The sequence below is a fragment of the Plantibacter sp. AC185 genome, from assembly GCF_979258065.1.
Genome location: NZ_OZ409831.1, coordinates 2,550,485 through 2,567,786 on the forward strand (window position 1 = coordinate 2,550,485; position 17,302 = coordinate 2,567,786).

Here is a 17,302-nt window from a genome sequence, read left to right on the forward strand (position 1 = left end):
TGAGGGGTCGTCTCTGGGACGGTGCTCTCCGGCCGCTCAGCGATCGGCACGAATGGACATGATGCAGGCGACGGCCATGGTCGCGAAGGACACGGACATCAGCGTCAACGCGCCAAGGGCACTTTCGCCTCCACCGTCGAGTGCATGGATGATGAGTTGCAGCCCGCCGATGACGCCGCAAGCGAACGCGAAGACGCGCAAGAGTCGACTGAGCAGCAGCATCGGGCGTCGGCGAGTGGCGGTGGCGGCTTGTGGGCCGAACAGGTACACGCAGCCGAAGACGCACAAGACGATAGCGATTCCGCCGAGCACGTCGCTGCCTCGATGCCATCCAAAGTGGAGTAGATGCGTGGCGCTCATACTGAGAATCACGACCCCAGGGATAGCCACCAAGACGCTCAAGGCCGCGGGAAGGGTCAGCAGGACTCCCGCCACGATGGAGCTGATTGCGATTGCATGCCCGCTCGGGAACGTACCGGACGCGTGGGGCAACTCAGATGCAAGCGGATGCGAGAGGACACCCTTCAGCCCCTGTCCAAGGAGGTTCGCGAGTGCAATCGCGCTCAGCACACGAAGCGCGTCCGCAACCCGCCCGCGAACAAGCGCGCATAGGCCCAGGCCGCTCGCTGCCACGAGCAATGCAGGCACGCTCACCAGCGCGAGTGGGAAACCCGGATCCGTAGAGAATTGAGCAGCCTCTAGCGCACGCGCCTCGAACGCCCGCCCTCGCACACTCGATCCACCAAGGTGATAGATCGCCACGGCCAGCCCTGCGGCGACAATCGCCATCAGGCCCGAGCGACGTCGAGCATCGACATCGCGGCGCCTGCCCATGCTTCGCATACTCAGCGCGGATGCTTCAGTCACGTCGGCTCACCGTAAACATCAGCGACCGCCCGAGAGGACGACCCGTTTCCGTCGCGCGAGGCCTCCAACGACCTCTCGCAGGCCTCGACACGGGTGAACAGAAGGGTCCTCGCGCGCGGCTTTCGCCAGACGAACGACAGCCACCCGATGCGACTCGCCGACTCTCACCTCTCACGATGCACCTCCTCTTCCCACAGCTTCTCGATCGCCACCGACTGTAACCCGTTGAGATGGTAAGCATCTGAGATAGGTCGACATGCGGCGCACTTAGGAGGAGGCTCCGGCGACAGCGCCACATGCCCTCCTGCCGCCAACGGTGCGGCTAGATGTCGCCGTCGGGGATATCGTCAGTACAACGGTGGCGGTACCGGGAGGGACTCGACGAGCCAGCTAGGTTCAAGGTGAGGCAGGGTGACTTGCAATGCATCGTCGCCCGCGTCGGCCAGCTCCGACCATGTCTGGGCGCCGTCGCCGCCGAGATAGAAGTCCTGCCATCTGGAGTAGCTCGAGAGGTGAGCGAGCCGGGCTGGAACCCGAAGCCTGAGGATGACGATGTTGGCCTCGCGGTCGCGTTCGCTGAGCAGCAACTGACACACCTCTGCCATCGATGCGTTCGAGCTCTCATCTCGCCAGGCCCAGATTGGCGCCGTGTCGAACTCGCTCCCCGCAGCCCGCATCGCGTCCGCCATGGCCTCGAAGGGCTTCTTGTCGGCGGTAGCGACTTGCGCCCAGGGGACGCGGTGGACGTGCCCCTCAAGCAGGCGATCCAGAACGATGGTGTTCTGCACGCTCCATACCAACATGGCTACCCCACTCCTCTCGACGGTCTACCGTGTCAAGCGATTCTTTCAAATGCGCGTCGCCAGAATCGGGGAGGGCACTCACCGGGCGGCACCGCACAGCCCGCCATCGGCCGCGCACGCCGAGCTCGCATTGTCGATCGCATCCTCAGTCAAAGGGCGTTCGAGAAGACCGGATGCATCAAATGCTGATGAACTTGGTTCATGATCAACGACTCCGGCCCATGGCGCGAAGATCTCGCGCGAACTGGCTCGCGGCTCGAAAGTCGCCTTGCACAGCGACGCTGGCACGAGCGCACCTTCTTTCTCGTCGAGAAAGACCTCATGGTCGGTTTCTACGCGATCCGTCGGCTGATTGAGTCTTCCAAGACCTCGAGTCGACTTGAAGCGCGCCGTTACGAGGTGAAGGTGCGTCCACTGACAGGCGATGAGCCCCGCGCATTCGATCGTTGGCAGTCGTGGGACCATTATGACCTCGAGTCAGGGCAGCGTAGCGAGCTCGACGTTCGCTCACTTGTGAACGAATTCATCCACTCATTCGTGCTCATGCTCGCTTTCGACGACGATCGAAACCTCACTGGGGTGCTGGTCGGATCAGATCGCACAAAACGAACGCGGCTCCTCGAGGTTCCGATTGAGTCGATCATCAATTTGTTCCACTTCGTTGCAAGCGAGGACATCGTCTTGGGATCGTGGCATGACAACGAGCCCGAGGTGAGGCTCTCGCAACACGATCTGGTTGAAGCAGGCGCAGCGAGCTACATAGACGACACGCCTCGCTTGCACGAGGTCGACCACAATTTCCCGGCACACGGCTTCGCATCTCTCGACGGCCTTTCGGCCCGTCAACTGCGGTCCATACAGGCCGCCTGGGCGTACCGTGCCCCGCGAGAACCCCGGGCCTAAGAAACACTGATTTGCGTTACAAAGCGCATCAACCCTGGTGGTAGAGGTAGCTGATGTCTCGGTTTTCTAAGAAGGCGGGTTGGTGCGTGGCTTTCTTCTGCTGCAAGGTTCGACCATGGATGCGGTGGCTTCGTCGACGTGTCTGAGGGCAACGCAGGCCGGACGATGTTGGACGCTGAGATCAGCGTCTGGAGCCGGTCTGCTCGGAGCTTCATCGCCGAGTGTGCAGATGAGGGCGAGAAGGCGAGCTTCAGCGAGCAGAGGACGAACGAACTCGCGGACGAACTGTCGCGCTCTGGCCTCGTGTAGTTGGTCTAAGGCTCCTGGAACGACGAAGTGGCCGAGCCCGCGCCGGCGGAACGCCACATAGGTTTCGCAGAGACTCTGAAGCGCACGCGCCGCCGCGGCCTGATTGATCTGCAAACTCGATGCAACATCGAGAGCAGAGGGCAGGCGTTCGTTGTCGCAGTAGTTCGAACGGAGTACCTCATCCTCAATTCGTCTGGCTGCCTCGAGGTACAGCGCTCGCTGCGAAATTTCTTCGTCGCCCATTACCGCTGTCACTCACTTTCTCACTTACTCACGTGGTGTCTGGATGCCAAAATGTCGCCCCATCTATCTTGTTCGCGGCGCTAATCGCCATCGAACAAGGGATAGACATATGAGGATCAAGGTTGGTTTCGCTCGTCTCGCCGTCCTTGGGAGCTGTTGTGGTTGGTATGGCCGGTATCGCAGGTCCCGCGAATGCCGGACAGCTGTCTGCAGCCCCGGCGTCCTGATACGCCTACAGCGACGCTCGGGTGGGGGGGGGGGGGGGGCACGTACACGCAGACGCTGCGCAACAAGTGCAGTTACCCGATCAACGGCAAGTTCAAGATCGCCGGCTTGCAGAGTGGCTCCACGACAGCATGTCGGACGATCCAGCCTGGTGCCGCCATCAATAACAACGTCACCAAAAGGTACGTGCCCAACGGCTACGCAGCCTGCTGATTGCGCGTGGGAGTGCCGCCTCGTCGTCGGCACGCCCATGCGGCAGCGGACTGTCGGTCGTGCGGGTCTTGACTGCGAGGACTACCAAGAGAATCCACCCTGACTCAATGAGCGGGCGGCTCTCTGTGAGGCTCTGCAACACCAGGAGCAGGAGCAGTGAGAACGGTGCAGCGGCCGCAAAGAAGGGACTGGATATGCGGCTTATCACCATGAGGACTATCTCTCGCACGAGCAACTATCGTGCGACGGCGCATCGCCAAGCTGTGTTTGAGGTCCAATCACAGACACGCGTCGGGCGCAGCACTCGGGCATGCACCCCACATGCTGCGCCCGATGTGCTCGCTGCAAGGCTCTTGCCGCTACGTCCGTTTGATGAGGGTCAGAAATGTCCCGATGGTGTAGCCGGCCATTACTGCCGCGATTGCCATCGTGGCCATCGGAGGCAGTCCGATCAGTGCGGACGAGAGGGCGATAGCGGCGATTACGAGACCAGCGCCGAGCAGCAGGCGAGTCGTGCCTGTGTCGACGGCCCTGCGCCATCGAGCGGGACCTGGCTTGATGAGACCGGGAGCGAAGACAACGGTGATAGCGACAAAGGAGCTGCCAACGAACCAGGCCGGAGGGGCAGCTCCAGAAGAAATCGCCGCGGAGATCCCGACGGCAAGGGTCATGCCAGCGAGGACGATGCCGATTGCGCCGGCAGACGTCCCCGTGGACGGTGTGTCCTGTGTGTTCATCGGATTCTCCGTTCTCGGGCTAGCAGGCTGCGACAACTGGGAAGGCCGCTGCCGCACCGTAGTGGAACTTACGGACCCCAAGGCACTGCAGTTCTGTGGAGGCCGTAGCGACGTCTGGTGACGGCGCCGCTACGGCAGAGTCCGCGAGGACGTCAGGATCGAGGGCCAGCGAAGGCGAAGACCCTCACGCCACGATCACACCTGGTCCTGCTGAGATCCGCTCCTCTGCTCGGGCCGCTTGCTGCGCCTCACTGCGATCCAGTACCGAGCGGCCAGCAGGACCAGAACGACTCCGAAGACGATCGGTCCCGAAATCGAACGGAACTGGTCCGATGTCCAGAACGAACCTACGACCACGATGAGTCCACACGCCACAACGCCCCAGTAGATGTAGGCGAAGGGGCCGCGGCGGACGGCTAGCTTGAGTTCAGTCTGCCAAGAGGCCACGACAATCTCCGATCCTGATTACCGGCACGATTCGATCACGGGATGCATGAACGCTCCGTTGATTCTCCACCACCGGATCCCGGCGCACTTCCTAATATTGCGGGCCTCATTTGCCTTGGCCCAGATGAGGCCGATCATCGCTCCGCAGATTGGAGCGAAGGGGCCAGTGAAACTGCACAGGAGGCTGGCGTTGATCGCGTTGTCGGCAACCTTTGCGTTCTCACCGCGGGTAAGAAGAGCAGTGCACCAGATCGCATCGCAGCCGAAAGTCGGGTCAGCCACAACTGGGTAGGCTGCAACCGCGTGCTCAACGTGCTGAATGAGGACGTTGCCATCGATACTGTAGCTGGTTGGGACTGCTGCCCCATTCGCGTCGAAAGCCCATGGCGGGAGAACGATGTTCGCCGTCGACCCGTCAGCCGCGAGCACGTTCACTCCGCCGCCCTCGGTGAGTTTCAACGTGGCCTCGAAGTCGCCGAGGGTCATGCTGTAGCGGAACTCTGTCGGGGCGTTCTCGTCGAACAGGATTGAGTAGCCTGCCGCGACTCCGAGGCTCTCGTCGCTCAGGGCGTAGGAGAACGAGTCGTCCTCGTTGTAAACCAGCAGGCCGGACGCATCCTGTACCGGCGCGTTTGCGTCTTCGGGGGCCACCTGAAGCGGCTGCTCAGCGTCCGACGGAATTAGGAGACCGTGATCTGCATCCAGGTAGCTACCTGAGAGCGCGTCAGAGCGTTGGCTTCCGGCGTTCTGCAGGACACCCAACGACTCCAATGCGGCAGCTTCCGGAGAAGATGCCGCACCTCCCGGCTGTGCCACCGCGGCCCCTCCGCCACCCAGCGCGAGCGACGCTGTCAACGCGACAGCAACTCCGAAACCGATTCCTTGTTTCATCCGCGACATGCATTATTCCTTTCCCGGGCGCGCATCGTCGCGCCTGAACTTCAAACATATATGCAGTTGCTACGCTCATCAGATTAAGCTTCAGTAACAAAGCTGTGCAGGGTCGACGGCAACCTAGGCGCACATCCAGGCCGATCTGAGGGGGGGGGGGGGGAGTGCGAGATCGTCTTTGGCTCCGGGCCAAGGCATGGATCGGAATCCCTTCCCGGCCAGGGGGTGGCCCGGGGGGGGGGGGGCACAGTTATTGCACTCGTCCTTGGGGAGTGCTTGGATCAGATCCTCTGCATCGCGTCGGCATTGCTTCACGTGGCGGCATTCATCGACGAGGTGAACTTGCGACCCATGTATGTGCGACGTGACCGGTAAGCATGCCGATACTTATGATGCGCGAAGTCAGATGGACTGAATTGAGCTCGGCGTCATAAGCCACGACCCACCGGCCCGAAACCCGACAGCCTTCGGCCGCACTGTTCGGTTGATCGTGTACAACGCTGTCCGCGCATCATCCATCGTCAGGATCGGGCCCGCCATCGCCGGGTCCGCGCCTTCGTCCTGGAAAAATGGCAGCGGCGGAGGCGCAACCCAGGGCGATCCAGTCGAGTCGATCCGCTCGGCGTCAACGAACAGAACGAACGTCTTTTTACCCGTTTGGGAGCTGCGCAGCGCGATTCCGTCCAGTGCTGTTCGCGGCGCCCACCGAAAGAACTCTGTAAGCACTTGTGTCGGTGCATAGTCGACGTGTTGTCGTCCATCCGGGATGATCGGGCGCGTCATCTCCCTCGCGAACTCGTCCAGAAACGACAACATGACGGCGTCCTGGAGCCGATCGAGGTCAAATGGCGACGGCTGCGAACGGACCACCGTGAGGTCCAGGATCCTCAGTTGGATGTTGGCTACGAAAGCACCCACGGACGCCAACGGCTCAAGGCCGTGGCCTGCGATCTCCGCGATCGCGGTTTCTACGTCCTCCGACCCGTAGAACATAGCGATTCCCGCGGCAGACATACGGTTTGCCGTCGCCTTTTCCCCCGGAGCCGGTCCCAGCTCGTTCGCCGATGTCGGCACGTCCCCGGTGGCGTCTTCGACGAGTCTCCCGCGGAAGAAGGTGGAGCCGGGGCGCGTATTGGTGACCAGGTTGTGGGGTCCATCAACGTAGATGAGCAGATCGTCGAGAAAGCCGCGGGCATCTGCCATCGGGGATCGACCAGAGTTGGTGTCCGGCACGAGGAAGCGCGAAATGTGCTTGGCGATATGGGCGAAACGCTCCCACTCGAACGTCAGGTAATCGGTATCCATCCGTGTACCCCACCGGTTGACCTCCGAGGATCCGATCGCCTCGGCGATCAGCTCCACCACCTGAACGAGGACGTCGTCGTCCTCAAAAACGCCATCCGCGAGTTCATTGACGGCGTCCAGGGTGTCGCTGACACCGATGCTTTCGCCACCGAGGTAGGTCGCCGTCTCGATTGGACCGTTGTAGTTCCAGAACGCGCCCATGAACGTCGGCATAATCGCTTGAAGCTCGACGGCGAACAGCTCGCCGTCGGAAACGCGATCACAGAATGTGCAAACCTCGGATGTGGGGGTTCCTGCAGCTTTGGCGACGATCGAATCAAGGATGTGGTCAAGGCAGATCGTCCCGGCTACATCGTTCCAGCCTCGTTCGCCGGCTTCGGTCATGTATTCACTCGCGTGGCCCATGGTTGATCCAACCACGCGGGAGGGTCCGAAACGATTGCTTTTAAGTAGCTGCCAGTCTGGTCGGGCTCGTCTGATGACTCTATGGTTTCGCACGGCTCCAAGCGACGACCAGTGTGTCGGCCGCCGGTGCGACTCGGTTGCTCTTCGTCGAGCAGTGCGGCCGTACCGGTTCGTGCAGATTCGCGGCGAATTTGTACACGATCGGTCGGTTCGATGTCCCTGACTAGCGCTGGAATCTGAGCCTGCGTTCTTCGAGACTCCGCGGGCTGTGGCTTCGGACATTACTCTTTGTGGATGGAACCTGATGGTCGAGTCCTTCGTGCCCGAGTCGATCGAACTTCAAAATTTAGGGGTATGTTCTGGGCGCCAGGGTCGCCGAGGGATCGAATCGGCGGGACGCTCCGATTTTCGAGGGGCGAGTCTCAACTGACTCTGCGGGCGCCACTCGAGGGGTATCAAGTTTCGGCTCTCCTTCGATCCGAAACAGTACTCGGCGAGCTTGACAACGGTACGCTCGTAACTCTCTGGTGTCGCAAGGGGTGGCCTGCGAAGCTTGGCCGAGACAGCTCCAAATGGCAGCGGCACCATCGCACATTCGATTGGGCCTTGATCGGAGTGCACGAAGGTGATTACGACGACGCGCAGTTCACATCGTGGGGCGTCGCGTTCCAATCGCTCGCAGGTTGGAGTCAGATCACCACGCCCTTGTCTCCGGAGACCGACGAGTCGGCGCGGCCACAGCATGCTCCGGCCAGGGTATCTGTCGATAGTCATCAACTCGAGTTCCACCTCCGACATCCTCAGCGAGTTCACGCCGCCGGAGAGAATCTCTACGAGTGGGACGGTCATGCGGTGCACTTCCTTGCGGGGGTGCACCCCGCAGCGAAGCTGAAGTTGCTGGATCTGCTCAGTTTCGACCTCCAGGCGCTGATGACCTTTACCTATCAGAGAGCGGCTTACGTCACCGCCGAGTTCTGCTGGAGGGACGGCGAGCAAAATGCGATCGAGGTGATCCGCCGGCTCCGCGTTGGGGAAGGTGAGGGAGTTACCAATCGAGATGACATGATCCTCACCGCCGATGACCTGCCCTTCAAGCAGATCATTGAGGCGTGGTGGCCAGCCGTCGATGAAATCTATCCGGTCACACAGATTCTCTCGAAAGAGTTCTACGGCAGCCGAGGTTTCGTTGAATCGTCTGCCAGCAGCGCGATCGCCGCGACCGAGCGGATGCACGAGAAGGTTGGAAAGACGAAGAAGCAGTTCACTTCGGGGTACCTCAGCCGAAAACGAAAGCAACTGCGCGAGCTGTTCACTGAAGCGGAAGACGCGCAGTACTTGCAACTTCTCGAGGACTCAGTGACGGTGCGCCCCACCCTCGCGACACGGTTGACGGAACTGGCAGAATCGCTAGGCCCAGCCATCTTCGGCGACCTCGGTTTTGCCGCGGAGATCTGGCACGCCAAGGTGCGGGAGGCTCGCAACAAGCTCGCCCATACCGGATCGCACGTGGATATGAGAAGCGAGGACGCCGTTGCTGATCTGTATCGCGTCGACGCATACACCCGCGCAGTTCTCACGTTAATCGTGCTGCAGTACTTCGGGGTGCCCGAGGCTGGGCTACGCCGAGCCGCGGGAGTCCTCCAGGCGGCTGGCGCGCTGCGTCTGCAGCGCCACGGCGTGAGCTGGAGCTAGCGTGCAATCGTGCGGCGGCGCTCCGTCGTTTCCTACTTCGAAGATGCGCCGTCTGGAAGTGTCTCGCTCACTCGCCCTTCGATGAGCTGCCGAAGTGACGCGATCTCGGTCGTGAGTGCTTCGATGTGCGCACTGGTGATCGCTTCGGAAACGGCCTCCCTCTGCTCGACGCGCTCGACAATCCATGAGGCAAGAGTGGCAGTGACGACACCGATGAGGGCGATCCCACCGATCATGACTCCGACGGCAACCAGCTGTCCGGTGTACGTCACGGGGAAGTAGTCGCCGTAGCCGACGGTGGTGATGGTGACGAATGCCCACCAGAGGGCTTGACCAAGTGTCTGGATCGAGCCCTCACCGCCGCGTTCAGCATCAAGGACCGCAAGACCGGCGACGTACACCAGGAGCGTGGATGCGCCGGCGGCATAGATGATGACCCGTCCTCGGAAGGCGGCGCCGGCGGTCCGGTTCAGGATCGCCAGGAGCGTGACGAGCCGGAGCAGGCGCAACGGCCGGAGCATCGGGAGGACGACGATCGCGAGATCGAGAAGGTGCGTGTAGAACCAGCGCCATCGCGGTTTCGCGAGCACCAGATTGACGACGTAGTCGGCCACGAAGACCACCCACGTCGCCGCGATGACGACCTCGGCGACGCTTCCGCCGGGTTCGGCGATCACCTCGTAGGAGTACGCCGCGAGGAAGACGACCGCCGCGATCGCGAGAGGCCATTCAGTGAGCTTCTGCCAACGTGCCTGGGTCATGCCGCGAGCGTATCTGGAGTAGTGGTCAGCGTTGATCTGTCCGGCGGAATGTCCTGGCGCCGCGCCTGCTCGATAGCGCCCGCTGTGAAGGAGTGCTCTCGCCGGGACAGATGGGTAGCGAGCGGTTTCCGACAGTTGCGGACATGATGGAGAGGTGAGCGAACCCCTCCTAAGCGAGCCCCAAGACTGGACCGGACACTGGTGGCTTCCCGAGTCTCCCGAGCGCACGATCCCGGGTGTGTTGACGTACAGCCCCGACGACGGACTTTTCCTGCGGTTGATCGGCGGGTGGGACTACCGAGTGAGAGAGAAGACGGCCAACGGATCTGTCGTTCTCACTGACCAGGTCCAGAGCTGGGACACGGTACTGGGCATCGCTAACGGCAAGCGCATCACCCTGTTCGACGCCCAGCTTGCCAACGCGATGACTCACGGCCTTCGCCTGACCGCCGGCCCCGACAAATTGGACCTGTACGTTTCGACAGCCCTCATCGGGTGCCACCTCGCCGACGCAGCACAGCCCTCATTCGTGGCAGGAGCCGCGACGATCGAGAATCTCACCGTCTGGTCCAAGCGGACTGCGATCGCTGTGCGCGACATCTCCCGCGCTGATCCGAGTGGCCTTTCCGGTCAAATCGACCTGCAGCGGCTCGATCCCCTGACTGCTCGGCATGGTGAACTCACAATGAGCCTTCACCATCTCGGCTGGCTTCCAACCGCTGAAGACATTCGCGAAGGTCGGAGAGCGACCGTAGACGAACACTCTTCAATCGAGTTTGCGACCGATGCGGGCCAAACCTTCAGCTACTGGCTAGAACTGCTCGGGAGCGTCGCTGATCTCGTCTCTCTATCTAGCCTGAGCGCGTGTGGAGTGATCACGTCCCGCGTGTACCTTCCGCCAACACCCGAGCGTTACCCGGACGATCATCCTCTGCGAAATGAACGTCACTCGGTGGAGGTCTACCAGCGTCAACTCGTCAGAGCGAAACCGTCCACCTTCGCCGCAGAGTGCCGTGACCTACTGCTCACACTCGACGACCTTCCTTTCAACGTACTTCTCCCGCGTTGGCTCGAGGTCCACGAGAGGTTCGCCGCTGCGCGCAGCATGGTGCTGGGCTTGCAGTATGTCACCAGCGGCTACATCGAAACCAAGGTCGTGACGGCTGTAGCAGCAGCCGAGTCGATGCATCGAGCCCTCGACACGGCGTCCCCAATTCCACCCGCCGAGTTCAAGCAGCTACGCAAGACGCTGCTTGCAGCAGCGCCTGCTGAACGTCGGGCATGGGTGGCCGATCGTCTCACCGAGCACTCAAACGTTCCCACGCTGAAACAACGACTCATCGACCTAGCTACGCGGATCGGTTCACCGGGGGAAAAGCTGGTGGGTGACCCAATCCGCTGGGCCAAAGCGGCAAAGGACGCACGCAATCTGATCGCGCACGTTGGTCCGACGGACACAGATGTCGGCCGGCTGCACGCGGTAGTCGAGGTGACGGCCGCGGTCGTCATTCTGAACCTGCTCTCGGAGCTGGGAGTCGCAGAAGAACGGCTGACTCTCGCGGTCGAGGAACATCCGCGGCTCTCGTTCGCCGCCACACTCGCGCGAACTGTCCTCTCAGACTCCTCAATGAGCTGATCGCTGGCACGGTCCAACCGCTTGTGAGACGCGCCAATTATAGAAGTGTCTCCACTAGGTATCTAGGCGGGCCCTACGGGTACACCAACTCGTTCGGGAACGATCGTTTCTAAGCGGGTTTCGATTGACCCGACGCCGTAGCGAGGTTCTGCGGGCGTTGGGTGCTCAGAACTCGTTGTCGAAACCGAACTGCTCGAAACGTCAGGCTGTTGGGGTTCTGCTCGAGGTGCCGGTCTGGCGTCGATAGAGCGTCGCGCGGCTCCAGCCGACGAGCGCAGCAGCTTCCGATGCCGTGTGGCCGCGGCTGCGGGCCTCGGCTACGACGGCGAGCTTCTCGACGATGATGTCGGGGTTCACGGGTGGGCGCCCGAAGCGGGTGCCTAATTCGCGTGCTGCGGCGATGCCGGCGTTGACACGTTCGACGATGAGCTCTCGCCCGTACTCGGCCAGGGTGGCGAGCATGTGGAGCATCAGCCGGCCAATCGACGTCGCAGGGTCGGCCCCGTCTGAGAGTGATCGCACGTGGATCCCGCGGCCGCGCAAGAACTCGACGGTGTTGAGGACGTCAACGAGAGAGCGCCCGCGCCGGCGGAACGCCAAACGCGTTTCGCAGAGATTCCGAAGCGCACGCGCCACCGTGGCCTGATTGATGTGCAAATTCGATGCGTCACGAATTGGTACGTGCTCAACGGCTACGCAGCCTGCTGATTGCGCGTGGGAGTGCCGCCTCGTCGTCGGCACGCCCATGCGGCAGCGGACTGTCGGTCGTGCGGGTCTTGACTGCGAGGACTACCAAGAGAATCCACCCTGACTCAATGAGCGGGCGGCTCTCTGTGAGGCTCTGCAACACCAGGAGCAGGAGCAGTGAGAACGGTGCAGCGGCCGGAAAGAAGGTGCTGAACGTAAACCTTGTTACTCGGTATGCGAGGAGCGACAGTGTCCCGTGAGTCGTCTGGACGATGAGGATCAGGAAGACGACTGCACCGACCAGCCCGAGCTGCATTGTCACGTCGAGCCATGCGTTGTGCGCTTGGAGCTGACGGACACCGTTGCGGATCACGAACTCGGAGAACTGCGGTTCCCAGCTGGCCCAGGGGCTCGAGAAACCCCACCCGAGGACTGGGCGTTCTTCAACGCGTTCTATGACCTTTGCCCAGATCTCGGTGCGTCCAGTGAGGTCGGCGCTTTTCCCGAAACCGCTGAGGATCAGCCGCCAGTGGAAGATCGCCGCGCTTACCCCGACCGCTGTGATGAGCAGGATTGCGGCAGTCCCGGCATGTCTGGGCCGCCCAGGGCGCAACGCGAGTAGAGCGGCGACCGCCACGACAATCGCACCCACTGCGAGTAACGCCACGAGGACGGTGGACGAGCGAGTGAGCCAGAGCATCAGGAGAGCCAGCAGAACGCTGCCGAGTGCCTCCGCCCGATGAGAGAGCGTCGCAAGCCGCGCAACACTGACGATCAAGGCGACCGCGGCCACAAACGCCAGCAAGTTTGCGTTGCCAGGTACCCCCTGGATCCGGCCTCCCTGGAGGAGAACGTCTCTCGACCAGTACGCAAGCAGCGGCGGCTCCTTGTCGCCGTAGTCGGTGAAGAATGGCAGCACGGGATGACGGATCACGAGGGATACGAACACCTCGAACAGCAACGACAGCACAAGGACACTGCCCGCCGCCCGCTGGATCGCCGTCAGCACATCTGCCCAGGTCAGGCGCCGTGCCACGAAGACGCCGGCCGCCGTGCACATCAACAGGCCTAGCAGCGTCACCGCCGTACCGACACGGTAGGCCGACCACGTGATCGACACCAGAGCCAGGCCGATATAACACGCCAGCCCCCACGGTAAACGCCGCAGAGGGAAAGCGAGAGGCGAACGGCGCGACAGTACGGCGAGCAGAACGACGGAGCCAAGTGCGATAACGCCGTATCCCCAGATGGTGAAGAGATTCGTCCAGGCCGATCCGGCGAACGCGACAAACAACGCCCAAGTAGCCGCCAGATTCATGATGCGTGATCGCCCAGCGGCCTGCTGGTTACTCAGCAAATCCACGTACTACGTCCCCCCGAAACTTCAACTTCAGCCGCTGAGTTCATCCCAGACGAACTTCGATACCCTACCGACCGTTCGCGAGAGAAGCTCATCAGCACCGGTCGAAAGGTAGGTGATTAGGGCCTGCCTCCGCGGTCGATGGCCTCACCGAGCTCGGAGGCGGTGTGGACCGGGTAGTCATCGAGGTTGATCTCGACCACGAGGCTTTCGGAGGGCCGTTTCAAGGTCAGGACCGCCGTTCGATCACCGAGTTGCAGGCTCTCATAACTCGTCTCCGCCGCGGAGTCGAGTTGGACGAGAAAGTAGGTACGGCCGAGATCATAGTGCAGTTCCACCCGCCGGCTACCCAACGTCCCGCTGCTCGGATAGATGCGCCCTCCCTGTTCTGACGGGGCGTCGAGTGGCCCGAGGACCGGCTGCAGCAACGGTGACAGAGCCTCGGCGTCTGCCCCCAGGGGTGCAGCCACACGCCCGCCGCTGGTCGTCAGGACGCGATTCACCAAGAGTGCCCTGGCCCTTCAGCGACACCAACTGAGCAGTACAGCTCATCCCCGGAGATCGCAGCCGACGACATGAAGCTGCTGTTTGTCCCGGTCGCGCAGCCCGCTGGACGGGGAGACTCGCCGTCTAGAGCGCCACTACTCTCATTGCCAGGTGCTGATACCTGACGCAGGCCGTCGTGACCGATCAGCAGGCGTGCAAGTGCTGCGATGAGAGATTAGAGTTCCTGTTGGCCGATTGCCCAAGCGCGGGTGGCGAGAGCGGTCTCGATGGCCTCCAGTGCGTGTTCTCGGAGCAATTCGTCCGTGGCGAACGTCAGAAGTCTTCCCTGGTCGGGGTAGTTCCCATGACGACGTTTGTAGGTGTCGTAGAGTGCGGCTTCTCCTTTGAGCTGGACATACGTTCGTGTTGCTTCGCGAAGACCGCTTTCACCGTCCGAGTGACCATAGTGATACAGGGTCCGCCGACGCACATTCAACCGTTCGAGCCCGTCAGCGAGCTCATCCGCGAGCCGAGGTCTGTAATAGCCGAGAAGCTTTCCAAGACCCCACAGCTCGAATCTTCTTGGTGGCTCGGGATCACGCTCTTCCTCCCAATGCACGGCGCGAGCCATGGAGATCCCGCTCGCAGCTCGCATGTGCAGTGATGATGGCTGCAACATCGACCGCGCCCGCGTAGGACGCCAGCGCGCTCTGGAGGATCAGCCCGGCCTCGATGTCCATCACCATCCCCAGGATCATTGGATTCGGCGACATGCTTACGGCTCGCATAAGGTCCGCCCGACGAGCCTCGAGGTCGGGACGATCGTGCCGCGCTGCAGGAGGGTGGTTCCTCGGTGTTTCAGACATGAGCTCGAGCCTATTCCGACCTCGACCGATCTGCGTGTGCCCCAGCCTGAGGCGCGGCGTTGGTCAGTCCACCGGAGCGCCCCCGCCCCAAGCGCGGCTCGACAACGATGTCCAAGCGGTCAGTTCTGCAGTCCCCGGGATCCGGACCGACGCCGACGGTTACCCCTACGGGCGTGGGTTGTTCCAACACCAGCATGACCCAGACCGCCTCGCCGCGTGGTCGAGGAGACCTTCGTGAGCAGAGCGAATAGTGGTGCGGGTCCGGCCGCGGCAAGCTCCCCTCGCGCTTCTGGAAGTATGAGCGGACATGGGCATCAATAATTCAGGTCGAGGTTACTTGCAGTCCGTTCCGGGCTACAACGGTCCGGCGGAGCTGGCAGGTGATGATGTTCAGCGCGTCAGCCGTGCTCTGTTACTCCTCACCACTGCTGCCGAGAAGATCACCTTCGAAACGGCCAGTGTCGCGCCGCCAACTCAGTCCGAAGCGCATCGTCTCTACGGCGTGCAGAAGGGACATGCAATCGACGGCTTCATCACGATGCAGTTCGCGAACATGTCCGCTTACGATCACGTTCGAGGGTTTGTGGCGCTCGTCCGCACCGCGACCGTCCGATCAACTGCGCTTGCGACAGTGGCACGAGGCACACTGGAATCACTGGCGCGCACTTGGTATCTCCTGGAAGATGCCGAAGAAAACTTCTTCCACCGCACGATCTCGCTGCTGCACTCGGACCTTCGCTACCCCGCGCTCCTCGATGAGACCGTCAACACCAGAGACGGTGATCCAGTCGACCCAGTTGCGAAGCGCGCGTTCTATGCCGGCGAACTGGCGCGCTTAGGGTTGCCGGCGCCTGCAAAAACCGACCTATCGCTGATGGTGGCCGCCATGCTCGATGCTGAGATGCAGCAGAACGACGGGCGAAAGCGCTACTCCGCCCTCTCGTCCGTAGCGCACGCGCACCGGCTGGGGATCAACACGTTCATCACTACGACCGAGCATGGCGAGATCACAGGTCTAGCGGCTCCGCGGCCCGTGGTGATCGACATGGCCGGACAACTCGTCGCTGCGCTCTACGGAACCTCCCGCGCATTCGTCGAGTTCTATGGAGATCAGGCTCGGCATATCGAGCTACTCGAGGCGGCGATGGGGCGTTCACTCCAAGCGCTGTCTCCGATCACGGGGAGTATCTGGTCGGACAGCCAGGACTAACGCCGGTATTCGGATCACCAGCACTCAGCGCCCGTTCAGTGCGGCAGGGCCTCGCCGGCGGCCAACGCTAACGGTAGCGGAGCCAGAGCACGACCTAGTTCTCATGCTCTCTTTTCAGGGTTTCAACCCCGCCACCGACGATCTCGCGGGCGATCATTGGTGATCGCTGGGCACTCTACTTTCCGCGAGCCCAGTCGATTGCGGACTGAATCGCATGATCGACTTGTCGGGCTACTTCATGCACCCGAGTCTCGAAATCTTCAAACTCCGCTTCCAGCTCTGCCAGCGACCGGAATGCCTCGACGGCTCCCGAGGTTGCCCTGATCCCTTCGGGCCACTCGTCCCACCGGGCGATCATCGCCCGCGTGACCGGCGCCTTCGCTTTTCGCATGTCGATGAGGCTGAGCCTCGGATCGCCCGTGTGATAGATCAGCCGCACGATGTCCATCTCGGTGACCTTGCTGACCCGTTGTTCGTCTCCGATGTACTCTCCCGCGAACTCGATTGCGTCGTGTACCGCCTCCACGCGTTCCGCCGCGTAGTCGGCTAGGAGCTCCGGGGCAGTTGCCAGGTCCAGGCCGTCACGCAGCGCTGCAGCCATATGTTTCTGAATGAGAAATCCGTCGAAGCGGCGGCTGTCGGGTACTGCGACACCCATGCGTTCATACGTGCGTTCCACGAGGTCGTCTGGGTCACCGCTCGAGCGACCGAATATGCCGGGGCTGAGGCGTTCGAGAAGGTCGGCGGTGAGCCAGGCGTAGAGGTGCGCCAGGATCCGAAGGGCGTTCGGTCGTGCTTCCTCCCGGTGGTACATCTCGTTGCGATAGTCGTGGAGGCGTGAGATCACTGGCACATACTCAGCCGGAATGTCGCCGTTCCAGGCGAGAACGCGAAGCTTGGTCGCGAACTCCCGGGTTATGGACCGTCTCTGGGTGTCGGAGAGCTGCCATGACACGTGGCCGTCTTCTGACTCCGATGTCAGACGTTGCCTCTGACCAAGGTCGTTCAAATCCATTGCGACCGCTGCCCACTCTGGCTTGTACGCGTACCGACCCCAGTCCCACAGACCCATTGTGAGCGCACTGTTGATGGCACGGACCATGAGCGTTTCGGTGGCACTGTCGAACAGCAGGAACGCCACACGGAGATCCTCTTGCCGATCGCGCAGGAGGGCATCGCGAGCGGTGAATACTTGGGCTGCTATCTCGGCCGCTCGTTGCATGTCCCGACAATATCTGATCGGCACTGGACACCGA

At 61.9% G+C, this 17,302-nt stretch carries 16 protein-coding genes; 4 read left to right on the plus strand and 12 right to left on the minus strand.

The genetic code is table 11. From position 1 onward, the window contains the following. Positions 1–36 precede the first annotated feature (36 nt). Both ACZZZB_RS12135 and ACZZZB_RS12140 read right to left on the minus strand, forming a co-directional pair. Complete coding sequence (locus ACZZZB_RS12135; protein WP_463529792.1) at positions 37–867, minus strand: phosphatase PAP2 family protein; 831 nt, start codon at positions 865–867, stop codon at positions 37–39. Between the two features lie 347 nt (positions 868–1,214). Beyond that, complete coding sequence (locus ACZZZB_RS12140) at positions 1,215–1,655, minus strand: hypothetical protein (protein WP_463529793.1); 441 nt, start codon at positions 1,653–1,655, stop codon at positions 1,215–1,217. A 216-nt stretch (positions 1,656–1,871) separates the two neighbouring features. Here ACZZZB_RS12140 and ACZZZB_RS12145 point away from each other — a divergent pair, with 216 nt between their 5' ends. Then, positions 1,872–2,573, plus strand: coding sequence for a hypothetical protein (locus ACZZZB_RS12145; protein WP_463529794.1), 702 nt, complete (start codon positions 1,872–1,874; stop codon positions 2,571–2,573). Positions 2,574–3,922: 1,349 nt separating this feature from the next. Here the strand turns inward: ACZZZB_RS12145 and ACZZZB_RS12150 are convergent. The 3 genes from ACZZZB_RS12150 to ACZZZB_RS12160 all read right to left on the minus strand — a co-directional run bounded on the left by ACZZZB_RS12150 (position 3,923) and on the right by ACZZZB_RS12160 (position 7,327). Beyond that, positions 3,923–4,300 carry a hypothetical protein gene (locus ACZZZB_RS12150; protein WP_463529795.1) on the minus strand — a complete coding sequence of 126 codons (378 nt, stop codon included), beginning with the start codon at positions 4,298–4,300 and terminating at the stop codon, positions 3,923–3,925. A gap of 465 nt (positions 4,301–4,765) precedes the next feature. Then, positions 4,766–5,647, minus strand: a complete 882-nt coding sequence (locus ACZZZB_RS12155; protein ID WP_463529796.1) for a hypothetical protein — start codon at positions 5,645–5,647, stop codon at positions 4,766–4,768. Between the two features lie 393 nt (positions 5,648–6,040). Then, positions 6,041–7,327, minus strand: coding sequence for an RES family NAD+ phosphorylase (locus tag ACZZZB_RS12160; RefSeq protein WP_463529797.1), 1,287 nt, complete (start codon positions 7,325–7,327; stop codon positions 6,041–6,043). A 375-nt stretch (positions 7,328–7,702) separates the two neighbouring features. Here ACZZZB_RS12160 and ACZZZB_RS12165 point away from each other — a divergent pair, with 375 nt between their 5' ends. After that, positions 7,703–9,040 carry an ApeA N-terminal domain 1-containing protein gene (locus tag ACZZZB_RS12165; RefSeq protein ID WP_463529798.1) on the plus strand — a complete coding sequence of 446 codons (1,338 nt, stop codon included), beginning with the start codon at positions 7,703–7,705 and terminating at the stop codon, positions 9,038–9,040. A 32-nt stretch (positions 9,041–9,072) separates the two neighbouring features. Here the strand turns inward: ACZZZB_RS12165 and ACZZZB_RS12170 are convergent, their stop codons facing one another. After that, on the minus strand, positions 9,073–9,801 hold the full coding sequence (locus ACZZZB_RS12170) for a potassium channel family protein (protein WP_463529799.1): 729 nt from the start codon (positions 9,799–9,801) through the stop codon (positions 9,073–9,075). 154 nt (positions 9,802–9,955) lie between these two features. Here ACZZZB_RS12170 and ACZZZB_RS12175 point away from each other — a divergent pair, with 154 nt between their 5' ends. After that, positions 9,956–11,437, plus strand: coding sequence for an ApeA N-terminal domain 1-containing protein (locus ACZZZB_RS12175; protein WP_463529800.1), 1,482 nt, complete (start codon positions 9,956–9,958; stop codon positions 11,435–11,437). Between the two features lie 201 nt (positions 11,438–11,638). Here ACZZZB_RS12175 and ACZZZB_RS12180 read toward each other — a convergent pair whose 3' ends face one another. The 5 genes from ACZZZB_RS12180 to ACZZZB_RS12200 form a co-directional block, all read right to left on the minus strand. Further along, on the minus strand, positions 11,639–12,184 hold the full coding sequence (locus ACZZZB_RS12180) for a recombinase family protein (protein WP_463529801.1): 546 nt from the start codon (positions 12,182–12,184) through the stop codon (positions 11,639–11,641). Next, positions 12,123–13,487: an O-antigen ligase family protein gene (locus tag ACZZZB_RS12185; protein ID WP_463529802.1), complete on the minus strand. Its 1,365-nt coding sequence runs from the start codon at positions 13,485–13,487 to the stop codon at positions 12,123–12,125. Before ACZZZB_RS12185 ends, ACZZZB_RS12180 begins: the two co-directional genes overlap by 62 nt. Before the next feature lie 116 nt (positions 13,488–13,603). Further along, positions 13,604–13,822, minus strand: a complete 219-nt coding sequence (locus ACZZZB_RS12190; protein WP_463529803.1) for a hypothetical protein — start codon at positions 13,820–13,822, stop codon at positions 13,604–13,606. A 383-nt stretch (positions 13,823–14,205) separates the two neighbouring features. Next, positions 14,206–14,601 carry a hypothetical protein gene (locus ACZZZB_RS12195; RefSeq protein WP_463529804.1) on the minus strand — a complete coding sequence of 132 codons (396 nt, stop codon included), beginning with the start codon at positions 14,599–14,601 and terminating at the stop codon, positions 14,206–14,208. Further along, complete coding sequence (locus tag ACZZZB_RS12200) at positions 14,567–14,716, minus strand: hypothetical protein (protein ID WP_463529805.1); 150 nt, start codon at positions 14,714–14,716, stop codon at positions 14,567–14,569. Before ACZZZB_RS12200 ends, ACZZZB_RS12195 begins: the two co-directional genes overlap by 35 nt. A gap of 427 nt (positions 14,717–15,143) precedes the next feature. Here ACZZZB_RS12200 and ACZZZB_RS12205 point away from each other — a divergent pair, with 427 nt between their 5' ends. Continuing rightward, on the plus strand, positions 15,144–16,046 hold the full coding sequence (locus ACZZZB_RS12205) for a hypothetical protein (protein WP_463529806.1): 903 nt from the start codon (positions 15,144–15,146) through the stop codon (positions 16,044–16,046). A 175-nt stretch (positions 16,047–16,221) separates the two neighbouring features. Here the strand turns inward: ACZZZB_RS12205 and ACZZZB_RS12210 are convergent, their stop codons facing one another. Then, positions 16,222–17,187, minus strand: a complete 966-nt coding sequence (locus tag ACZZZB_RS12210; RefSeq protein ID WP_463529807.1) for a hypothetical protein — start codon at positions 17,185–17,187, stop codon at positions 16,222–16,224. Between the last annotated feature and the right edge of the window lie 115 nt (positions 17,188–17,302).

Excerpts from the sequence above, each read along its gene's own strand:
- ACZZZB_RS12145 (WP_463529794.1), top strand. The coding sequence starts at position 1,872 with ATGATCAACGACTCCGGCCCATGGCGCGAAGATCTCGCGCGAACTGGC.
- ACZZZB_RS12150 (WP_463529795.1), bottom strand. The coding sequence starts at position 4,300 with ATGAACACACAGGACACACCGTCCACGGGGACGTCTGCCGGCGCAATC.
- ACZZZB_RS12155 (WP_463529796.1), bottom strand. The coding sequence starts at position 5,647 with ATGTCGCGGATGAAACAAGGAATCGGTTTCGGAGTTGCTGTCGCGTTG.
- ACZZZB_RS12160 (WP_463529797.1), bottom strand. The coding sequence starts at position 7,327 with ATGACCGAAGCCGGCGAACGAGGCTGGAACGATGTAGCCGGGACGATC.
- ACZZZB_RS12165 (WP_463529798.1), top strand. The coding sequence starts at position 7,703 with ATGTTCTGGGCGCCAGGGTCGCCGAGGGATCGAATCGGCGGGACGCTC.
- ACZZZB_RS12170 (WP_463529799.1), bottom strand. The coding sequence starts at position 9,801 with ATGACCCAGGCACGTTGGCAGAAGCTCACTGAATGGCCTCTCGCGATC.
- ACZZZB_RS12180 (WP_463529801.1), bottom strand. The coding sequence starts at position 12,184 with ATGGGCGTGCCGACGACGAGGCGGCACTCCCACGCGCAATCAGCAGGC.
- ACZZZB_RS12195 (WP_463529804.1), bottom strand. The coding sequence starts at position 14,601 with ATGGCTCGCGCCGTGCATTGGGAGGAAGAGCGTGATCCCGAGCCACCA.
- ACZZZB_RS12200 (WP_463529805.1), bottom strand. The coding sequence starts at position 14,716 with ATGGTGATGGACATCGAGGCCGGGCTGATCCTCCAGAGCGCGCTGGCG.
- ACZZZB_RS12205 (WP_463529806.1), top strand. The coding sequence starts at position 15,144 with ATGGGCATCAATAATTCAGGTCGAGGTTACTTGCAGTCCGTTCCGGGC.